Origin of the sequence: Shewanella sp. SACH (assembly GCF_001887095.2) — a bacterium.
Classification (GTDB): domain Bacteria; phylum Pseudomonadota; class Gammaproteobacteria; order Enterobacterales; family Shewanellaceae; genus Shewanella; species Shewanella baltica.
This window is the reverse complement of sequence record NZ_MPDG02000006.1, coordinates 46,258-64,817: the sequence shown is the minus strand read 5'-3', so window position 1 is coordinate 64,817 and position 18,560 is coordinate 46,258. Positions and strand designations below refer to the sequence as shown.

Annotated in this window: 19 protein-coding genes; 7 read left to right on the top strand and 12 right to left on the bottom strand. The window is 47.6% G+C overall.

Annotation, left to right across the window (positions count from 1 at the left end; genetic code table 11):
- Positions 1–23: 23 nt before the first annotated feature.
- Together BM607_RS18390 and BM607_RS18385 are read right to left on the bottom strand one after the other, a co-directional pair.
- Positions 24–1,145, bottom strand: a complete 1,122-nt coding sequence (locus BM607_RS18390) for an aminotransferase class V-fold PLP-dependent enzyme (RefSeq protein ID WP_071940468.1) — start codon at positions 1,143–1,145, stop codon at positions 24–26.
- 4 nt (positions 1,146–1,149) lie between these two features.
- On the bottom strand, positions 1,150–2,328 hold the full coding sequence (locus BM607_RS18385) for a monodechloroaminopyrrolnitrin synthase PrnB family protein (RefSeq protein WP_071940469.1): 1,179 nt from the start codon (positions 2,326–2,328) through the stop codon (positions 1,150–1,152).
- 265 nt (positions 2,329–2,593) lie between these two features.
- On the opposite strand from BM607_RS18385, the gene BM607_RS18380 reads away from it, so the two are divergent.
- Positions 2,594–3,937, top strand: a complete 1,344-nt coding sequence (locus BM607_RS18380; protein ID WP_071940470.1) for an anaerobic C4-dicarboxylate transporter — start codon at positions 2,594–2,596, stop codon at positions 3,935–3,937.
- Positions 3,938–4,004: 67 nt separating this feature from the next.
- Here the strand turns inward: BM607_RS18380 and BM607_RS18375 are convergent, their stop codons facing one another.
- The gene (locus BM607_RS18375; protein WP_071940471.1) at positions 4,005–4,616 is read right to left on the bottom strand and encodes a TetR/AcrR family transcriptional regulator; all 612 of its coding nucleotides are present in this window, start codon (positions 4,614–4,616) and stop codon (positions 4,005–4,007) included.
- Between the two features lie 157 nt (positions 4,617–4,773).
- On the opposite strand from BM607_RS18375, the gene BM607_RS18370 reads away from it, so the two are divergent.
- The 3 genes from BM607_RS18370 to BM607_RS18360 all read left to right on the top strand — a co-directional run bounded on the left by BM607_RS18370 (position 4,774) and on the right by BM607_RS18360 (position 7,374).
- The gene (locus BM607_RS18370) at positions 4,774–5,859 is read left to right on the top strand and encodes an MBL fold metallo-hydrolase (protein ID WP_071940472.1); all 1,086 of its coding nucleotides are present in this window, start codon (positions 4,774–4,776) and stop codon (positions 5,857–5,859) included.
- A gap of 360 nt (positions 5,860–6,219) precedes the next feature.
- Complete coding sequence (locus BM607_RS18365; protein ID WP_071940473.1) at positions 6,220–6,822, top strand: hypothetical protein; 603 nt, start codon at positions 6,220–6,222, stop codon at positions 6,820–6,822.
- A gap of 39 nt (positions 6,823–6,861) precedes the next feature.
- Positions 6,862–7,374 carry a M23 family metallopeptidase gene (locus BM607_RS18360; protein ID WP_071940474.1) on the top strand — a complete coding sequence of 171 codons (513 nt, stop codon included), beginning with the start codon at positions 6,862–6,864 and terminating at the stop codon, positions 7,372–7,374.
- Positions 7,375–7,561: 187 nt separating this feature from the next.
- On the opposite strand, the gene BM607_RS18355 is transcribed toward BM607_RS18360, so the two are convergent.
- Positions 7,562–7,768: a DUF2986 domain-containing protein gene (locus tag BM607_RS18355; protein WP_081248478.1), complete on the bottom strand. Its 207-nt coding sequence runs from the start codon at positions 7,766–7,768 to the stop codon at positions 7,562–7,564.
- A gap of 337 nt (positions 7,769–8,105) precedes the next feature.
- Here BM607_RS18355 and BM607_RS18350 point away from each other — a divergent pair, with 337 nt between their 5' ends.
- Entirely contained in the window at positions 8,106–10,283 is a 2,178-nt protein-coding gene (locus BM607_RS18350) for a TonB-dependent receptor (protein ID WP_071940475.1), read from the top strand.
- Positions 10,284–10,355: 72 nt separating this feature from the next.
- On the opposite strand, the gene BM607_RS18345 is transcribed toward BM607_RS18350, so the two are convergent.
- Positions 10,356–10,523, bottom strand: a complete 168-nt coding sequence (locus tag BM607_RS18345) for a YqaE/Pmp3 family membrane protein (protein WP_006079767.1) — start codon at positions 10,521–10,523, stop codon at positions 10,356–10,358.
- 263 nt (positions 10,524–10,786) lie between these two features.
- Between BM607_RS18345 and BM607_RS18340 the strand changes: the two genes are divergently transcribed.
- Complete coding sequence (locus tag BM607_RS18340; RefSeq protein WP_071940476.1) at positions 10,787–11,956, top strand: GGDEF domain-containing protein; 1,170 nt, start codon at positions 10,787–10,789, stop codon at positions 11,954–11,956.
- 27 nt (positions 11,957–11,983) lie between these two features.
- Here the strand turns inward: BM607_RS18340 and BM607_RS18335 are convergent, their stop codons facing one another.
- Genes BM607_RS18335 through BM607_RS18320 form a run of 4 tightly spaced genes read right to left on the bottom strand, consistent with a single transcriptional unit; the run spans position 11,984 to position 15,275 of the window.
- Positions 11,984–12,676 (bottom strand): TIGR01621 family pseudouridine synthase, encoded by a 693-nt coding sequence (locus BM607_RS18335; RefSeq protein WP_071940477.1) that lies wholly within the window; start codon positions 12,674–12,676, stop codon positions 11,984–11,986.
- A gap of 33 nt (positions 12,677–12,709) precedes the next feature.
- Positions 12,710–13,966 (bottom strand): HAMP domain-containing histidine kinase, encoded by a 1,257-nt coding sequence (locus BM607_RS18330; protein WP_063884952.1) that lies wholly within the window; start codon positions 13,964–13,966, stop codon positions 12,710–12,712.
- A gap of 49 nt (positions 13,967–14,015) precedes the next feature.
- Positions 14,016–14,693, bottom strand: coding sequence for a response regulator transcription factor (locus tag BM607_RS18325; protein ID WP_006079763.1), 678 nt, complete (start codon positions 14,691–14,693; stop codon positions 14,016–14,018).
- A gap of 60 nt (positions 14,694–14,753) precedes the next feature.
- Entirely contained in the window at positions 14,754–15,275 is a 522-nt protein-coding gene (locus BM607_RS18320; RefSeq protein ID WP_006079762.1) for a hypothetical protein, read from the bottom strand.
- Between the two features lie 492 nt (positions 15,276–15,767).
- Between BM607_RS18320 and BM607_RS18315 the strand changes: the two genes are divergently transcribed.
- Positions 15,768–15,929: a hypothetical protein gene (locus tag BM607_RS18315; RefSeq protein WP_087486576.1), complete on the top strand. Its 162-nt coding sequence runs from the start codon at positions 15,768–15,770 to the stop codon at positions 15,927–15,929.
- Between the two features lie 14 nt (positions 15,930–15,943).
- Here BM607_RS18315 and BM607_RS18310 read toward each other — a convergent pair whose 3' ends face one another.
- The 3 genes from BM607_RS18310 to modA are packed head-to-tail and all read right to left on the bottom strand — an operon-like array spanning position 15,944 to position 18,517.
- Positions 15,944–17,047 carry an ABC transporter ATP-binding protein gene (locus tag BM607_RS18310; protein ID WP_071940478.1) on the bottom strand — a complete coding sequence of 368 codons (1,104 nt, stop codon included), beginning with the start codon at positions 17,045–17,047 and terminating at the stop codon, positions 15,944–15,946.
- Positions 17,028–17,708: a molybdate ABC transporter permease subunit gene (modB, locus tag BM607_RS18305; RefSeq protein WP_011845539.1), complete on the bottom strand. Its 681-nt coding sequence runs from the start codon at positions 17,706–17,708 to the stop codon at positions 17,028–17,030. Before modB ends, BM607_RS18310 begins: the two co-directional genes overlap by 20 nt.
- A gap of 8 nt (positions 17,709–17,716) precedes the next feature.
- Entirely contained in the window at positions 17,717–18,517 is an 801-nt protein-coding gene (gene modA, locus BM607_RS18300) for a molybdate ABC transporter substrate-binding protein (protein ID WP_071940479.1), read from the bottom strand.
- Positions 18,518–18,560 lie beyond the last annotated feature (43 nt).

The following is an 18,560-nucleotide window of genomic DNA, read 5'->3' as shown; positions in this document are numbered from 1 at the left end:
TCCACAGAGCTCTTATCAATTGGCTACCGATTGGCTTTTATCACGTCCAGTAACAGCTTGATATCGGACATATTGTTGTAGATATGCGGCGAAATACGGATCCCCAGGCTGCGAGCATCGACGCTGATGTTAGCGTTCGCTAATGCCGTCATGATTTGATGTTGTTGCTCACCAAACTGCAAAATCAGCGTACCGCTGCGTTTTTCAACATCCCGTGGCGATACAAACTCATGTTCGAGCTCTTGCGCCACGGCATCAATTAACTGCTGATTACATTTACGCAGCAAGGGGATGCCTAGACCTGCAAGGTAATGAATGCTGTGGGCGGCAATGGCATAAGGCGCGATTGATGGCGTTCCACCCCAGAAGCGCATTGCGGAATGCTGGTAACGAAAATCATGGATATCGAACTCGAACGGATTCTCGTGGCTAAACCACCCCACATCCTTTGGCTGGCAACTCTCCAATATAGCGGGATTAACCCAAAGATAGGCGGCACCAGGGCCGCCGCAGAGCCATTTCACACTCGACCCGATTAAAAAGTCAGGTTGTAGGCGCGCGAGATCCAGCGGAATAATCCCTGCCGATTGCGCTACATCCACTAAGCTCAAACAGCCTCGCTCACGGGCTATGGTGAAAATATTGGCTAATGGCGCCTGCTGCCCCGTATTCGAGTAAGCATGGCTGACAAACACCAGATCCACATCGCGACTGATATGCGCGTCCCACACATTAGGGTCAGTGACATCGAGTCCCTTAGGAATAAAACGCACTTCGCAGCTAGCTGGCAGCGCTTTTTTAAGGGCGAAACCCATGCTGGGGAAATCAATCTCACTCATCAACACAACGGCGTGTTCGCGATTTAATCGGTCGAGTGACATAACGATTTTAGTCAGTGCACTGGAGAGATTAACCTGAGGGCAAAAGTCCTTTTGGTGGCCGTTAAACAGTTTGGATAAGGCAAAGGTAAAATCATCAATCACACTCAGCCACTGACCCCAAGGCTCGCGCCCCGATTCCTGCCAAGGCGCAAAAAAGGCTTCTTTGAAGACCTGTTCGGTCGATTTTAACGGTCGACCGACGGAATGGTTCAATAGATATCCTGGACCCGCGAGGTAAAAGTCCTTTTTAAAGTCTTCAAACATAGTGTTATCTCAAACTCTCTTTTAATTTTTTAATCTCATAATAACGCGTCCGAATATCACTGCGCTGAACGGCGGCGCGCCTATCTCTGAGTCGCTCCAATGAACCGAGTAACACATGCAGTGGCGGACCACTGGCGGTAACCTTAGCTAAATGCTGCTGCTCCATACTTGTCGAAGGCTCGGCAATATATTTAGTCACTAACTCATTATGGTGCTGAATCGCAGTCTCGCCATGTAATTCGCAGACTTCGATAAAGAGTCGCAAATTTTCTTGATACCAAGTTTGGTTCGCACTGTCTTTTGCCTGCAGGAAATCATCCATCAAATTCGGTCGACGCATGCACTCACGCAATATTTGCTGATCCTCTGGCATCATGTATAAAAATTTGTCCACCAGCATTTGCGAGTAGGAAGCTTCATTGGCAAAACAAAGACCTAGCGTTAAATCGATCACATTAATCCCCGCAAAATCCCCAGCGTTAGCGCCGCGATAAATGACCGAGCCCACCCGATACGGTTTGTAGTAAGGGCGAACACAGTAAAAGAAACGATCCGTATCTAATCGATTGAATAATTGAGTATTCGACTCAATCACATCCTGCAGTGCCTGTTTGGCGACTCGCAATAAATCGTGACTGATGGGATGGGAAATACCCAAAGGCTGGATCTTCAATAGGGCATCTGCGGCGCGTTTATAGGCCAAAATGCCCTTAGTGTTGTAATCCACAAACAGCTTTTCAGCAGGAAGATCGGTAAAGCGCTTATAAATGCCATTGTGGGCACGATTGTGCGTAGTTAAATGTGCGGTAGCAAAGCGCGGCGTGACGCCTATTGAAGCGCCGATGTGCATGGCAAGCGCGGAGGCTTCGGCTAATGGCGATGTGGTTTCCCGCGAAGGCTCAGTAATTTCATGGCGCCGACAGGCCGCCATATACAGGCCCACATTGCCGAGTAAATCAAAAGCACTGTCGAACCCTTCGTCGGTATTGCCCTCATCGAGCAAGGCCTTAATCAACTCTCGCCCTTCACTCTCCAGCGCCAACTTAGCTTCTGCGCCGATATCAAGCACATTGGCCCGATCCGTTTGTTGGTAGTAAAGCTGTTCTAGCTCTGAGTTGAGCTCTACAAAGCGACTGCGGATCCAATCATCGAAGGCTTCGGTATTAAAGGTGGCTGGTTTCACGGGCTTATCCTTGAGTATTGTTATCGTTCTTGTAAACGGAGCGAGCTCAAAGTCTTAGCCCATTCCGTAAAACTCGTTAACCAGAATGCAACTTATCGCTACGTGTTTCTAGCGCTAGGTCAAATTTCCGAAAAATCTCATGCCATTTTTTATTTACACCATGCGCCAGCGCAATTTTTCAAACGCTTTTCCTCCGCAGAATGTCCCTGAAAACACTCATCACTCAACAAATCGCTAAGCGGTAGATTCCGCAGAGGTAAATCGGATGATTTTAATGGAATTTATAGTAGTGCTTAGTTGCCTACTACTCGGTACCCGCTACGGCGGTATGGGACTCGGCCTCATCAGCGGCATAGGTTTGTTTTTACTGATATTTGTCTTCGGTTTAGCGCCGGGACAACCGCCAGTACAAGTTATGCTAACGATTCTTGCGGTGATCGGCTGTGCGGCCGTATTACAAACCGCAGGCGGTTTGGATGTGATGATGCAGTTTGCTGAGCGCCTACTGCGCCGCCATCCACAATACATCACCATTCTGGCGCCGCTGACCACTTGGACGCTGACCTTTCTTTGCGGTACGGGCCATGTGGTTTACACCATGTTCCCGATTATTTCCGATATCGCGCTGAAGAAAAATATTCGCCCAGAACGCCCAATGGCTGTGGCATCCGTCGCCTCGCAAATGGCAATTTGTGCTTCGCCCGTGTCGGTAGCGGTTGTGTCTATGGTGTCGATTCTCGCATCGCAGCAAGGTGTGGGCCGCGCCTACAATCTGCTCGAAATTTTAATGGTATCAGTACCTGCATCGCTTTGCGGTGTGATGGCCGCCGCACTTTGGAGTCTACGTCGCGGTAAAGATTTAGATAAAGACGAAGAGTTCCAAGAGCGGATTCAAGATCCTGTCCAAAGAGCTTTTATCTATGACAAGAGCGAAACCCTGCTAAACCAACGTTTTCCTAAGGAAGCTTACTGGGCAACGGGGATTTTCTTTGCGGCTATTGCAGCTGTGGTGCTGTTAGGTTCCTTTAGTGAACTGCGCCCTGCCTTTGAAGTTAAAGGGAAAACGACCTTATTATCGATGAACTTAGTCATCCAGATGATGATGTTAATTGCGGGGGCATTTATCCTGATGACCTGCAAAGTCAAACCGACAAACATCTCTAATGGCCCCGTCTTTAAAGCGGGCATGGTGGCGATTTTCTCAGTATTTGGTGTGGCGTGGATGAGTGATACTTTCTTCATCAGCCATATGGATGTGCTTAAGGAAAACCTGTCCCACGTGGTGCAAAGCCAGCCTTGGACCTATGCCTTAGTGCTGTTCCTCATCTCTAAGCTTGTTAATAGCCAAGCAGCGGCGCTGACTGCCATTGCGCCTATGGGTCTCGCCTTAGGAGTCGATCCAAAACTCTTGATCGCTTTCCTCCCTGCAAGCTACGGGTATTTTGTGCTACCTACTTATCCAAGCGATCTGGCCTGTATCGGCTTTGACCGTTCAGGTACAACTAAAATAGGTAAGTTCATTATTAACCACAGCTTTATTATTCCAGGTTTTATCGGCGTGAGTACCGCATCGACCGTCGGTTATCTACTGGCGACAGCCTTGCTCTAGTCTGTATTACATAAATAACAAAGGCCGCAGATGCGGCCTTTATGTTGAATAGCATGGAACACTAAGTTTAAGCGCGATACATGGCCAAAAACATCTTGATATTGGCGTCGATAATCGCTTGCTGGTGCTCATCATTATTTTTCATATGGAACAGCTTAGGCCAGAATGCAAACGCCTTAAACATCCCCCAAAACTGAGTTGATGCCATTGCAATATCGTCGATATTCAGCGCCTTGTGCTCAACCGCTCCGGCAAGCCAAGCTTCGAGTCCACCTTCTTGCTTCGCGAGCTTCTCCATCGCTTCAGTCGCTTGGATAGGCGAGCGAATAAACTCTGCCATCACCACCCGCGCCACATCGAGAAACTCAGGCTGCTGATACAATGCCCAGCATCGATGCGCAATTTGCTGCAACTGATCTTCAAGACTCTTCGCCGGATTGTAAACTAAGGTCGCCGCTTCTTTCGTCCGCGCCCACAACTCTGTGGTTGTGGTATCAAACAGCACTTCCTTGCTCGGAAAATGGTTATACACAGTACGTTTAGAAACATTAGCCCGCTGGGCGATCCTGTCCATACTGGCACCCACAAAGCCATTGACCATAAACTCTTCCCGCGAGGCACGCAGAATCGCCACACGTTTCTGCTGAGAGTTTGTCAATTTAATGGGTTTGTCTGCCATGTTTTCCTACGCCATAAAAATCATTTGTCGACATTTTACACTATCCAGTTTACTTTTACACCGCCGCATGTAAACTACACTGTGTAGTTTACTTTTTTTAATGTTGTAAACGCGATTTAAGATTGTCTTGACCTTACTACGACTCGGGAGCTTTATCATGGCCACTCAAACAAATACTGACGTAAACACTAAGACTTCGGCCCATGTTGAGGGTGACAAATTCAGCAATGAAGCTCCCAATACCCACAGTGGTGAAGGTAATTTACTTTCTATTTTATGGCGTTACATGACTGAAAGTATTCCAGATAAGAGCCCAAACCAGCCATTACTGATCCAAAAAATGCAGCTAAACCCAACGGCCGATGCGACACCTATGCTGTATAAAATCAGCCATTCAACAGTGCTGTTACAACTCAACGGTCAATATTGGTTAACCGATCCTGTGTTTTCGAAACGCGCCTCGCCAAGCCAAATGTTTGGGCCAAAACGATTCCACGAGTTGCCGATCGAACTCGATAATATTCCAGTGCTCGCAGGGATTATTTTGTCCCACGATCATTATGATCATTTAGATAAACACAGCATTTTAGCCCTCGCCGAGCGCACGCAAAAATTTATCGTGCCACTGGGCGTAGATAAACATTTGCTCGCGTGGGGCGTGCCTGCCAGCAAGATAGTCGCGCTCGATTGGTGGCAAGAAACCCAACATGCGGGTCTGAGTTTTACCGCGACGCCGGCACAGCACTTTTCGGGCCGTGGTATCACGGACAAAAACCAAACCCTGTGGGCATCTTGGGTTATTCAGTCCCCTGAACTAAAACTGTTTTTCAGCGGTGATTCCGGTTACTTCGACGGCTTTAAAAAGATTGGCGACAGACTTGGGCCTTTCGATTTAACCTTAATAGAAACAGGTACCTACGATGAGATGTGGGCAGATATCCACATGCAGCCAGAGCAATCACTGCGGGCGCATTTAGATCTGCGGGGACGACACTTAATTCCGATACATAACAGCAGCTTCGATCTCGCGCTACATAGTTGGTACGAGCCATTGGAACGCATAGCCGTAGCCGCCAAGGCCTATGACGTGCCGCTGCTTACGCCGGAATTTGGTCAAGGGATCAACCTGAGTGAATTAGCCCATAGCCCAGCTTTGAATCACGCTTGGTGGAAAGCCTATTTACCCAAAGACAGAACCGAGTTTGAAATCATTCCGGCGCGTATGAGTTCAGATAAATTCTAAGCTGAACTCTTATCAGCACGCTTATCTGAATTTTTATAGGCACTCTTACTAAGAACATTGAATAAGTGGTTCTCCAAGACTGGAGAGCCACTGCGGTTTACCATTCGACAGATTCCCATTTGCCAGCGCTCAAAAGCTCACAACTTAAGTATTAAGCTTCTTCCTGCTAACGCTAAACCCTAGACGACAGCTTAGTTACAGGCATAAAATCGCTTGCCTTGTCATTTTTAATATCCAACTGAATTAACGGTATTAATGCTTCAAGCTGGCCGTATGCAGATGAGTAAAATCGCAGGTGCCAGAAGTAGATTAGTGATTTGAATCTTTAGAAGCGCCATGATCAATTAACATTCACCTTATATGGTCGCGCTCATGTCTGTGCTCACTTGGCTTAAGAAACACCTTCATCGCGCCTTTCATGGCAACAGCCCACTAGGGCGGCAAGCTGACTTAGCCGCCATTTTTCATCCAGCGCAAATGCCCGACATCGACTTGCCGACAAACCAAGCCTATCCGCTAGTGACACCAATAGTGCAGGCCGATATTTATGCCTATCAAGTTCACGGCTTACTGACCTTAGAAGGCAAGCAAACCTTAGATAGGTTAATCTGCAATGCAGGTTTTACAGCATTACCCGAACATGCCGCCAGCTTTAATGGCCTGATAACCCATCCGAGCCAAGCGACCAGCTTGCAGCTCAACCAATATGCCGATTTTTCGGGGATCTGCGTCAGTTTAATCACCAACGACAAAGCACTATTAGAACAACTGATTGCGTTGAAATCGACTTTACCTCACCCTTGGGAAAGCTTTCCCGATGTCGATCCCGATACACTCGGCAGTCTTCAAGGGAATATCGATTTTTGGTGTAACTATTTTTGGCGCCCCTATTGGCTGTCACTTTCAGCAGCTGAGCGCTTGCAGTACCCCGTAAATTGGCAGGAATTCAGTGATTTTCATTAGAGCTTGAGAGAAACACTAAGGCTTAATGCAGGATAAAAAATGAAGTTAACATATGTTGGATTAGCACTATCGTTACTGCTACTTGGCGGCTATCTGATCCCTGAGTCACCGGTGATCCCAGTCAAAGGCGCCAGCAGTAAAGATTGGAACAGCCAAACCTTTTGGTATGAACCTTGGGGCCCATCGGGCGTACATAAGGGGATAGATATTTTCGCCGCCAAAAACACCGCCGTGATTGCGCCAACGCCTATGCTGATCTTCTATCGAGGCGACTTCTTTAAAGGAGGTAATGTGGTCGTTGGTCTAGGTCCTAAATGGCAAATTCATTATTTTGCCCATTTAGCACAAATTGAATCAGCCACGGGATTAATTGCCTACCAAGGTGAAACGCTGGGCACTGTCGGCGATACAGGTAATGCTCAAGGTAAACCGCCACATTTGCATTATTCCATTTTGAGCTTATTGCCTAAACCTTGGCTGATAGATACTTCAACCCAAGGATATAAAAAGGCCTTTTATCAAAATCCCATCAGCTACTTAGAAACATACTAAGACTTAGGTGATGAGTAACATAGCGGCTTCGCGACAATATCAACTACAAATGAAGATTCAGCAACTCGCCATGTCGGCAGACTCAATGAATGTCAGCATGGCCGGCAGATTATACGAAGAAATGAACGGAGACTTATGATTCTGCAGACTCGCTATCAAGAGTCACAGAGTTAACTGCCACAACATGCTACTCGCTATCGGCCTCTGCAGCTAATGCTTCCCTATCCGCCTTCGCAATGTATTTAGGTTTATTGCTCGATTGCAGTTTGGCATTGGCCTTTTTCGCCTTGCTCTTCAAGGTTTGGTTTATCTTCTTTTTGCGGTTCATCAAGGCACCAATGCGGATACGGAATAAAGGGGCGCGATTATAGCCTTCCACCTGCACGCCAGACAATCGAAAGCAATAAGTCCCAAGTCATCAAGCCTGCGACCAAACCATCAGATCGCGAAAGCCATGCTAAACGCTAAGTAAGGTCATGTCTTACAGATATGAACTCGCACTAGGTAACCCTTGGGGTTAAATCTCTATACCGAGTGCTGTGTCGCAATTTATCAATACTGCCGCCAAATCGTGCAATTTCCTGTATGACACGACTAGACAAGCCGTTATTCCTCCCCTAAAATCGCGACAGAATAAAAATCGTTATCATTTGTAATGCCGTTTAATGGAATATGGACTTATGCCAAAGGAGCCGGTGTAGCAAACTCATTCGCCCTTAGCAGGAAGTTATATGACATTCAAAACCTCGTTTGTTGCTTTAGCCGTATTTGCAGCGCTAAGCCAATCCGCAGCGGCTCAAGATGCCCCCGACAGCAGTTCAAACAACAAAAATCAAGACATAGAAAAAATCACTGTCACCGCGAGTCGGATGGATAAATCCCCCAGCTCAATTCCCAATACCGTCACTATCATCGACCGCGCCCAGTTAGAAGAACAGTTCCGCACCACTAAAGATTTATCAACCATTATCGGTAACTTGGCCCCGAGCTTTTCGCCAAGCCGCCAGAAGATGAGTAACACAGGCGAAACCCTGCGTGGTCGCCCGCCGCTGATCATGATCGACGGCGTACCGCAATCAAACCCACTTCGCAGTGGGGGTCGCTCGGGTCAAACCATAGATCCAGCCATGATTGAGCGTATCGAAATCATTCACGGTGCCAATGCAATGCACGGTCTTGGTGCCCAAGGCGGCATCATCAATTACATCACTAAAAAACCGACGGGCGACAGCGAACAGGTTGCAAGTTTCGATGTGACAGTTCCTGATTCTATGAAATCTAACGGTTTAAGCTTTGGTGCCAGCTATGCGTTTTCTGGCGAGTCAGAATTTATCGACATGATAGGTTCGGTTAGCTACCGCAATAATGGCGTCTATTATGATGCCAACCATAACGTCGTAGGTGTGGATACGACTCAAGGCGAGTCGATGGACAGCCAAAGCACCGACTTCTTCATTAAGCTTGGCCACAACTTCGACGAGTCGCGCCTTGAACTAATGGTTAACCATTACACCGCAGACAACAATGGCGATTGGATGCCAGTCGCAGGCGACAAGCCCAATGGCGTGCCCACGGGCGCAGTTAAAGAAACTCAGCCATGGGAAGCGGCCAACAATCAAGTGACCACCACCAGTTTGACTTACACCCACGCCAACATTGGTGGCCAACAACTTAACCTACAACTCTTTAATCAAGATTTTAAAGCGGTTTATGGTGGCGGCTGTTTCGACAGTTTCTACGATCCATCCTTCGAAGGTAGCGACCAAGTGATCCAGTGCGGTGTCGGCAGTAAAGGCGAAAGCTTATACTACGAGCAATCGCGTAATGCTTCTGTTAAATGGGGTTTAAAAAGCTCATTGATTGCTAAAGATATTGCGGGTTCAGGGATTGATGCGGCCTACGGTGTCGACCTTTTCCGCGATACCACAGAGCAAGATTTAGTGAAAACGGGTTTTTCGTGGGTTCCGGAAAGCACCTATGACAACGTCGCGCCATACTTGCAGTTAGATTATGATTTAATTGAAAATCTAACCTTATCGACTGGTGTTCGTTACGAACATGCCGAGTTGAGTGTCGATGACTACAAAACCCTATGGGGTGCGGGCAACAAGCAAATTGCAGGCGGTTCGGCCACCTTCGATGAAACCTTATTCAACGTCGGTATCTCCTACAAAATCACCCCAGACATTCGCGTTTATACCAGCTATAACCAAGGTTTTGGTATGCCGGATATCGGCCGTATTCTGCGTGATGGTAAAAGCTTTCCCGGCGACAATCCCAGCATAGATGACTCATTGGCACTCACGCCGATCGTCACAGATAACGTCGAAGTTGGTGCCGATTATCAAGGTAAATACTTAAGCGCTAAGTTTGCATATTATCGTTCGGCCACTGATTTTGGCTCACGTTTAGCCTTAAATGGCGATGGTTTCTACGACGTGAAGCGGGAAAAAAGCGTGATCGAGGGTATCGAAGCCAATGTTACCGCCTACCTCACCAGCAATGATGATCTTGGCATGAACATCGCCATTCAACAGGGCGAATACGATTCAAATGGTGATAACAAAGTCGATACCGATCTCGATGGCGCAAATATTTCGCCCAACCGTATCAACCTGTTCTGGACCCATAACTTCGATAATGACATGTCGACCCGCGTTCAAGCCAACTACTACATGGACCGCGACTTTAAAAATGCCGCGGGCAACAAGTATGCGGAATTTGATGGCTATACCACAGTCGATGCTTCCTTCTCTATGCCGCTTTACACTGGCACCCTGAGCTTAGGTCTGCAAAACCTGTTTAATAAGGATTATTTCAATTATTACTCACAAACCATGGGTACAAATGATCGTTATTTCAAAGGTATGGGACGTACTGCGACAATAGGCTACACCTTGCCTTTCTAGGTGAAAGTCTCATTTTGAAGTATAAAAAAGCGCAATTAAATTGCGCTTTTTTATTGTGTGGAAGAAAGCAAATTATGCCTTGGTCACGACCCAGAGTGCATGTAATAAACCGGGGAACCAGAACAGTAAACACAACACTATGTTTATCAGCAGATCTTTACCCGCTCCTGCCTTCAAAAATACGGCAACAGGAGGCAATAGAATCGCAATAATGACTAAGAGTAATTTATTTGTATCCATAACAGGGCATCCTTAAAACGGAGATTGTAGGCGAATCAACAGGGTCTAACTTCGCAGGAAGACTCAGAATTTGCAAACATTTTAGCTTACAAGACAGCAAATAACCCAAGTTATTCTCTAAATAAAGGCACTTAATATCGCCATGAATTCAAAAGAGGATACAGCCCACCTCCTGCCGATAAATACAGATTAAGATATCCTATAAACTTCAACCGAAAATGCCTAAAAGCATCTATAGTTAAAGAAAAATATGAAGTAAAAGAATGATATTTGATCCCCAAGCCCTATTACTCATCAAATTTATTTGCCTACTGGCCAGCACCGCAGCCGTGGCATGGGGACTCATTGCTAAACCCTTACAAATTGCCACTCGGGCCAGTATGCGCTTTTCTCTGGCGAACTTGTTCGTCCTCCTTGGCATCATACTCAACAGCCAACGCTCCGAAGCCTCCAGTTACCTTTTTTGGTTCTGCTCCGATATGGCGATTTTGTTTGGATTCATCCTATTACGCTGGGGTACTAAGGCACTTTTCAGGCTGAGCCCCAGCGTTAAATCCGATCTTTTTCTCTTGGCAATCACGGCCAGTGTGATGCTCCCGGTTCCCCCCAACTTCAGCTCAGAACGTACTTTAGCCGTTGTTTTCTCCGCCTGCGCCGCGCTGATTTTTACCATGCTAACGCGGGATAACTATCAGGCCATTAAACGCGATACGGGGAATCGAGTCGCCATCGCTATGGTCATGCCTTTAGTCGCTATGGTGGGTATTTTTATCATTCGCATCTTTATCGCCCTGCTTTCCCCAGAAGAAAGTCCGATGTTTATCGCCATGCACACGCACGAAGCCATACCTGTGCTGTGGTTTTATGTATTTCTAACCCTATTGATCAATATTGTGATGATAGGTAATGCCATGACGCGACTCGTCAGCAAAATTCGTATGTTAGCGGAGCGGGATCAACTCACAGGCCTGTGGAATCGGCGGGCTATGCATAAGTTTCTCAACAATATCCATCAACGCTGGCTAAGGGATAGTGTGCCTTACAGTATGATTTTATTGGATCTTGACCATTTTAAAGAGATTAACGATCAATACGGTCACGATGCGGGTGATCTCGCCCTGCTGACGGCGGCGAGACTATTTGGATCGGTATTACGAGAAAATGATGCCCTATGTCGCCACGGTGGTGAGGAGTTTCTGGTGATTTTGCCCGCGACCGATGCACCCGCCGCCAGAGCCGTTGCCGAAAAATTGCATCAAGTACTCAAGGACAATTCATTTATCTGGCAAGGCGTTACGATAAAAATCCATGCTAGCTTAGGTTACGCCACTATCTATCAAGGATGCCAGCCCGACAAGCTACTTATTCAAGCGGACCAAGCCATGTACCGCGCCAAATCCGAAGGCCGAGACCGTATTTGCCAAGCTTGCTAGCCTTACGCAAAAATAACGCGACCAGTATTAATCCCCTTTTGCCGGCCAAGCCAAAGTGTCGGGTTCACGCCATTCAACCAGCGCCTCAATCACACCTTCAGCGGCAAAATGTTCACCTTGAGTCGGCACATCCCTATACGCGTAATCACGCCAGCCAGTCGCTTCATCACCATAGCGAAAATGCAGACAGTAGGCATGCAGATAACAACGATCCGCCGCCATGCCACCGTATAAATCATCGCCTAAAATCGGCACACCTAAGCTTGCCAAGGCGACTCTTAATTGATGGGTTTTACCCGAATGGGGTTTAAGTAAATATAAACGCAATCCCTCACTGACACTTAATGAAAAAAACTGCGTAATAGCTGGATTCTCTTTAGTGCGCAGCAGTTTAAACATGCTACGCCGCGACTTTGCCATGTCACCAATCACCCAGCCTTGCTTCTTCTTCGGCTTGCCTTTAGCGAGGGCGAGATAATATTTCTGCACTTTATGGGCGGTAAATAGCTCAGTAAATTGCTTAGCGGCGACCGCGCTCTTCGCCAAAATCAACAGACCGGACGTGGGCGTGTCTAATCTATGCACTGCAAAAAGCTTAATCCCCAGATCTTGCTCAGCCTGCGCCACCACGCCCGCTGTTCCGTCCTGACTGTGGAAATGCACTTTGGCTGATTTGGAAATAACAATAAAATCAGCCTCATCGGCTATGATTCGATACATGGAGTTCTCGACGCTGTAATGCGGATCATCGACTTAAAACTTAATAGTGACCACTAAGCCGGGATGATTATCCGTGAGATTAATTTTGGCATTGTGCCGTGAGAGAATCGCTTTGACCATAGATAATCCTAAACCTGTACCCTGTAAATGCCGGCTGGGGTCGAGGCGCACTAAGCGTTCGAACACTCTTTCTTTACTGTCGTCGGGAATACCTGGGCCATTATCGCAGATCTGAATTTGCGGGCCTGACTGGATAATTTCAATCCGCGCACCTTGGCCAGAATACTTCATCGCGTTATCGACGAGATTATATAAAGCTTGGAATAATAAGTATTTATCCCCAAATACCTTATGGTCAGCCAACAGCGACAAACTCAAGGTTTGCTCATTGGATTCTGCCACTGCATCGGCCATGTCCAACAAATCGGTACACAGTTGCGCTAGGCTTAACTCCTGTAAATCGAGCGTCTGCTGACCTTCTTCGATACGCGTGAGCGACAACATGGCATCAAATGTCGCTAAACAATGGTCGAGCTCTTCGGTCAAAATCGCGCAACCTTCGCTAATCTCATCGCTGGGTTTACTCGCCAGTTCTTCAAGACCAATGCGGATATGTGACAGTGGAGTACGTAAATCATGGGCGATATTATCGGTCGCGCCGCGCACTGCCATCAGGTTATTTTCGAGGATATCCAGCACATTATTAAACTGCAGCGCCAACATATCAAACTCATCCTGACGCCAACTCAAGGGTAAGCGGGTGTCATAGTGGCCGCGTTCAATCTGTTCACTCAAGCGGTTGTATTGCACTAATCGACGTAAAATCGCCTTAGAAAACAGATAGCCGAGCGCTAAGGTCAACACTATTGTAAGCATCACTGCAGTCGCCGCAGCGCTGATAAACTTATCGATTAACGTCGCTAAGTTATCGGTACGGGTCGCAATTAACACTGGGCCGTAGCGGGTCATCACTAGCCCACCGGTAAGAATATGCAGCTTATCTGGACCACCGGTTAAGATGGGGAAATCCCGCGTTTGCGGCAGCATGGGCATGCCTTCGGGCATAAAGCTCAAGGCACCGACCATATCGTAGCTATTACGCCAAGCGATCAGAGCGGTTTGTGGATCGGCGGCGCGGATTTGAGCGGCAAAACTACGGCGGTCAACCGTTAGGGCAAGTTGCTGATAACGTTGGGTCTCTGACTCTAAATATTGAGTCACTTGATACTGTTGCTCGATGATCAACTGTCGATAGAGGGCAAATAGCAGCGCCCCAATGATCACTGTCACTAAGGTCGAAAAGACGATTGTGATGCGCCAGGCGCTGCTTTGGTAAGGCTTAATGCCTTTGTCGTAAGCGATAACCCGCTCCCCTCACGGTTTCGATAAGCTCGCCATGGCCTAACTCTTCAAATTTACGGCGTAATTTTGCGATATGCACATCGATAACGTTCGTGCGCGGGTCGAAGTGATAATCCCACACTGCTTCGAACAATAAGGTGCGGCTAATCACTTGATTCGCATGTTCCATCAGATACTTAAGTAACTGAAACTCTTTTGGCTGCAGCATCAACTCTTGCCCGTCTAAGGTCACATTACGGGTCAGTAACTCCATCTTCAAACCACCGACAACGAGATCTGTGGTGACCGGCACAGATTGACCACGGTGCATGAGTTTTTCGGCGCGCACTAATAACTCAGAAAAGGCAAACGGCTTAGTCATATAGTCGTCGCCGCCCGCGCGCAGGCCTTTCACTCGCTCATCAACGTGCGCTAAGGCAGATAAAATCAGCACTGGGGTTTGATTGCCCGTTGCCCTTAAGGCGGCCAATAATTTTAAGCCATCGAGCTGGGGTAACATGCGGTCGAGGATCACGAGATCGTACTGACTACTCGTGGCGAGTGACAGACCTTGGTGGCCATCGCTCGCCGTTTCGATATTGTGGCCCTGCTCAAGAAATCCTTTGACGATGTAATCAATCGTCGTCGCATCATCTTCAACTAAAAGTATTTTCATCTGTATGTTGCGCTCCTCAATCCTAAATACTCGTTTGAGCACTCGATTGACTTAGATGTTTCAATCCCACTTGAGTAAAGGTAACGGGCGTAAATTTTCGACATCAAAAGCCAATTTAAACTTACCCGTATCGTCCAGCAGCTTAAGCTCTAAATAACTGATACCTAAGTCGTGATCTAACTTTGCCTCGGTTAAGAAGGCTTTGTGATCTTTAGTGGCCTTAGCGATTAAGCCTGAAAATGTTTGATCTTTTGCCGCGATCAAACGTGTCGCCTCAACCTCACCGAGATCATCCGCGCTTACTTTACTCGCCTTTTGTTTCAGCAACTTACCATCGCGGGCACGATATTCAAACCGCGTTATAGAATTGGCCAAGGGATTAATCAACTCAAATTGGTAGACTAATTCACCCTCTTGCTCTTCCATATTAAATTCGGCAATCACGCCGGAGAACCCTTTTTCGATCTGCTGCATAACGCTCAGCGGCGGTACATAGTCTCCACCCGCAAACATCGAATACATGCTCTGAGCCGCTGTTGCGACGCCAGATACCAACATGAATCCTAGCAACCATAGTCTCATGGCTCCTCCATATAAATCAGCTAAGTTTGTATCTTATGAGACAATCAGTTAGAAGTCGATGGGACCAATTGTCCCTGTGCGCGATTCCAAGCCAATCTCCCATAATCTACCACTGGATATAGCATCACACTGCGTTAGCCTTAACTCAGGTTTGGTCATAAATGGAACGAAAATTCCCTTTCAACAGCACCTAAGTTATTAGCTTTTAAGCCAAACACTCAATCATTTTGTGGCTAATGTGTTAAGTCTACCTAATACCAGCTGAAACACCGATGGAAACAAGATTAAGCTTTGATCATCTGGGGATTTTGAAGTATGACATTTCCAGTGAAAAACCATAATTTAGCCATTTAAAATCAAGCTGATTGAATTTTAGCGGGTATTTTAGTGCATCTGTGTCGTCAAAAAGTACGATTGGCAAATAGACCGCACTCAACTAAAGTCAGTCTGATAACCAAGCGTCAAGTAATGGCATTTTTAATCGGAGCGAATATGAAACCAGTCACACGATGGATAAGCTTGAGCTTGCTACTCGTCGCAGCATTAAGCGCCTACGCCTATGGCAGCGCCACAAGCGCAACGGCATTTATCATCTTAGGCATGCTGTTGGAAGGAACATTTTGGATTGGATTACTGGGTAAAAAACGTCATTAGAGTGCGATATCTCATTATTCCAAAATATGAATTTGTTCGGATTTGAGTGCTACTGTGGTTTGCATTCCTTTCGTGAGTGCAAGCTTTTGGGCAAAATGCAGCGAGACTTCGGTGTTAAGTTGTAACTGAGTACCTGTGATATAGCAGATAAGCCGGACCAATTCCCCCATCACCAGCATAGCGTCGATAGTGACATCTAACTTATTAAAACTGCGGCATAAACGTCCGTTAGATATCGAGTTAAAGCGAATGCCTTGGTTGGGGATCACCCAACGCACTTTGCTGCCAACGGTGCGGTCTGTGCCATAGTCGCAGGCGATCAACTGCTCGCCAAACTTAAGCCAAGTGAGGTCTTTTGTGCTGTCTTGAAATACTACTTCACCGTCGAAAATATTCCTTAGCCCCATCTGCCGCGCCACAGCTTCATTGCGCGGCCGCGACAACACTTCGAAAGGTGCGCCCTGCTGTAGCATCTTCCCTTGGCTGATCAAAATCATCGAATCAGCCAGCAACAAAGCTTCATTTAAGTCATGGGTAACCATGATCACTGGGCAGAGTAACTGCTCTTTGAGGCGCGCCAGTTCGAGATATAAACGCTCGCGGGTTTCCCGATCAACTGCCGAAAAAGGCTCATCGAGTAATAACACTGAAGGTTCGCGGGCAAGTGCTCGGGCAAGCGCAACACGCTGGCGCTGACCGCCAGATAAATGCGCCGGCAATCTATCGGGTAAACCTTGTAGATTGACCCGCTCAAGCCAATCTTTCGCGCGAACAATGCGCTCCGATTTAGGGATATGGTCAAGTCCAGCGACTACATTTTCTAAGGCGGTGAGATTCGGAAATAAGCCAAAATGCTGCGGCATATAACCGATATGGCGTTGCTGCGGGCTTAAGGCGATGCGCGCTTTATCATCAAACCAAGGCCGTTCGCCAAAATGGATTTGTCCCGTATCGGGATGATTTAACCCAGCGATCATCCGCAGCAAGGTCGTTTTCCCTCCGCCAGACGGCCCCACCACAGCGAGCACTTCGCCAGCTTTACAACGAAAATCAGCGTTGAGTTTAATGTGTTTATGGTTTTGGATCTGACACTGCAGATCAGCGATGATTTGCGCCACGCTGACCTCCTAAACGCCGTGACAAACTGGTAGTGAGCGCCAAAGCCGTTACCGCAAACAGTAATAACACTAATGACATAGTGCCTGCGGCATTAAAATCGAAGGCTTGCACACTGTCGTAGATAGAAATAGAAATTGTCTTAGTCTCGCCAGCGATATTGCCGCCCATCATCAACACAACGCCAAACTCGCCGAGCACATGGGAGAAACACAACACCAGCGCGGTTAGCACACCCGGCCACACCATAGGCAATTCAATCTTAAGCAATATTTTAAGTCGGCTCATGCCACAACAAGCTGCGGCATCGCGGACATCATTCGGCACAGCTTCAAAGGCCCGCTGGATTGGCTGCACCGCGAAAGGGATATTGACGAACACAGAAGCGATAACCAGACCTGAAAAATGAAACACGAGCTGCTGGCCCGTCAGTTGCTCTATCCATTGTCCGAGCCAACTCTGACTACCGAGCCCCACCAGCAAGTAATAGCCAATCACGGTCGGCGGTAGCACTAAGGGCACCATTATCAATGCCTCGACCCAAGATTTGCCGACAAATTGACGATAGGCCAAAGCTCGCCCCGCGAGTATAGCAAGGGGGATCAGCACCAATACTGTGATGCTGCTGAGTTTGACCGATAACCACAGCGCCTGCCAATCCATTGGAATCCTTAACTTACCGGCAAACCAAAACCGTATTGAGTGAATACGGCGCGGGCAGCGTCTGACTGTAGATATTGGTAGAAACGCTCGGCGGTTGAGCTAGCCTTAGGCATTAACGCCATACGTTGATTCAGCGGACCATGGAGATCTGAGGGCAGAGCTAAATAATGACCGAGGGCCTGAAACTGCGGCGCAATCGCCAGTGATAAAGGAATAATGCCGCCTTGAGTCGAGCCGCTGATCGCAAACTGTGCCGCTTGGGAGGCGTTTTCGCCTAAGATCAACTTAGTTTGCAGCTCATCCCATAACCCGAGTTTTTTCAATAACTCACGGGCGCGTTCGCCGTAGGGAGCATGGTCAGGATTAGCGATCGCAAAACGCTCTAGCTGACCCGCTGCCAGTAATGCTTTTAGGCCATTGAGTTCGATATCTAGTGCGAGCGGTGAATTTTTAGGGGCGACTAAGGCTAAACGGCCAACGGCATACTGCACGCCCTCGCCTTGGGTAAAACCGACTTTGTTTAGCTCGGCAATATAACGCTCATCGGCGCTCAGCAGCATTTCGAACGGCGCACCGTGTTGAATTTGCGCGACAAAATTTCCCGATGAACCATAAGAGACCCGTACTTTGAGACCCGTTTCTGCGGTGAAGTTTTTAACAATGTCATCCAAGGCAAACTTGATATTAGCCGCCGCGGCGATGGCAGGAATCGGCGCATTATCCACTGCGCGACTGGTCGATGGTACAACGGCTAAGCAAAACAGTAATACAAAACCAAGGGAGTGAAAGAAACGGGTCAAACTCTGCATTGGGTCACCTCAGTGCCGTGTTCGCGTTTATTTTGAGCTAGCA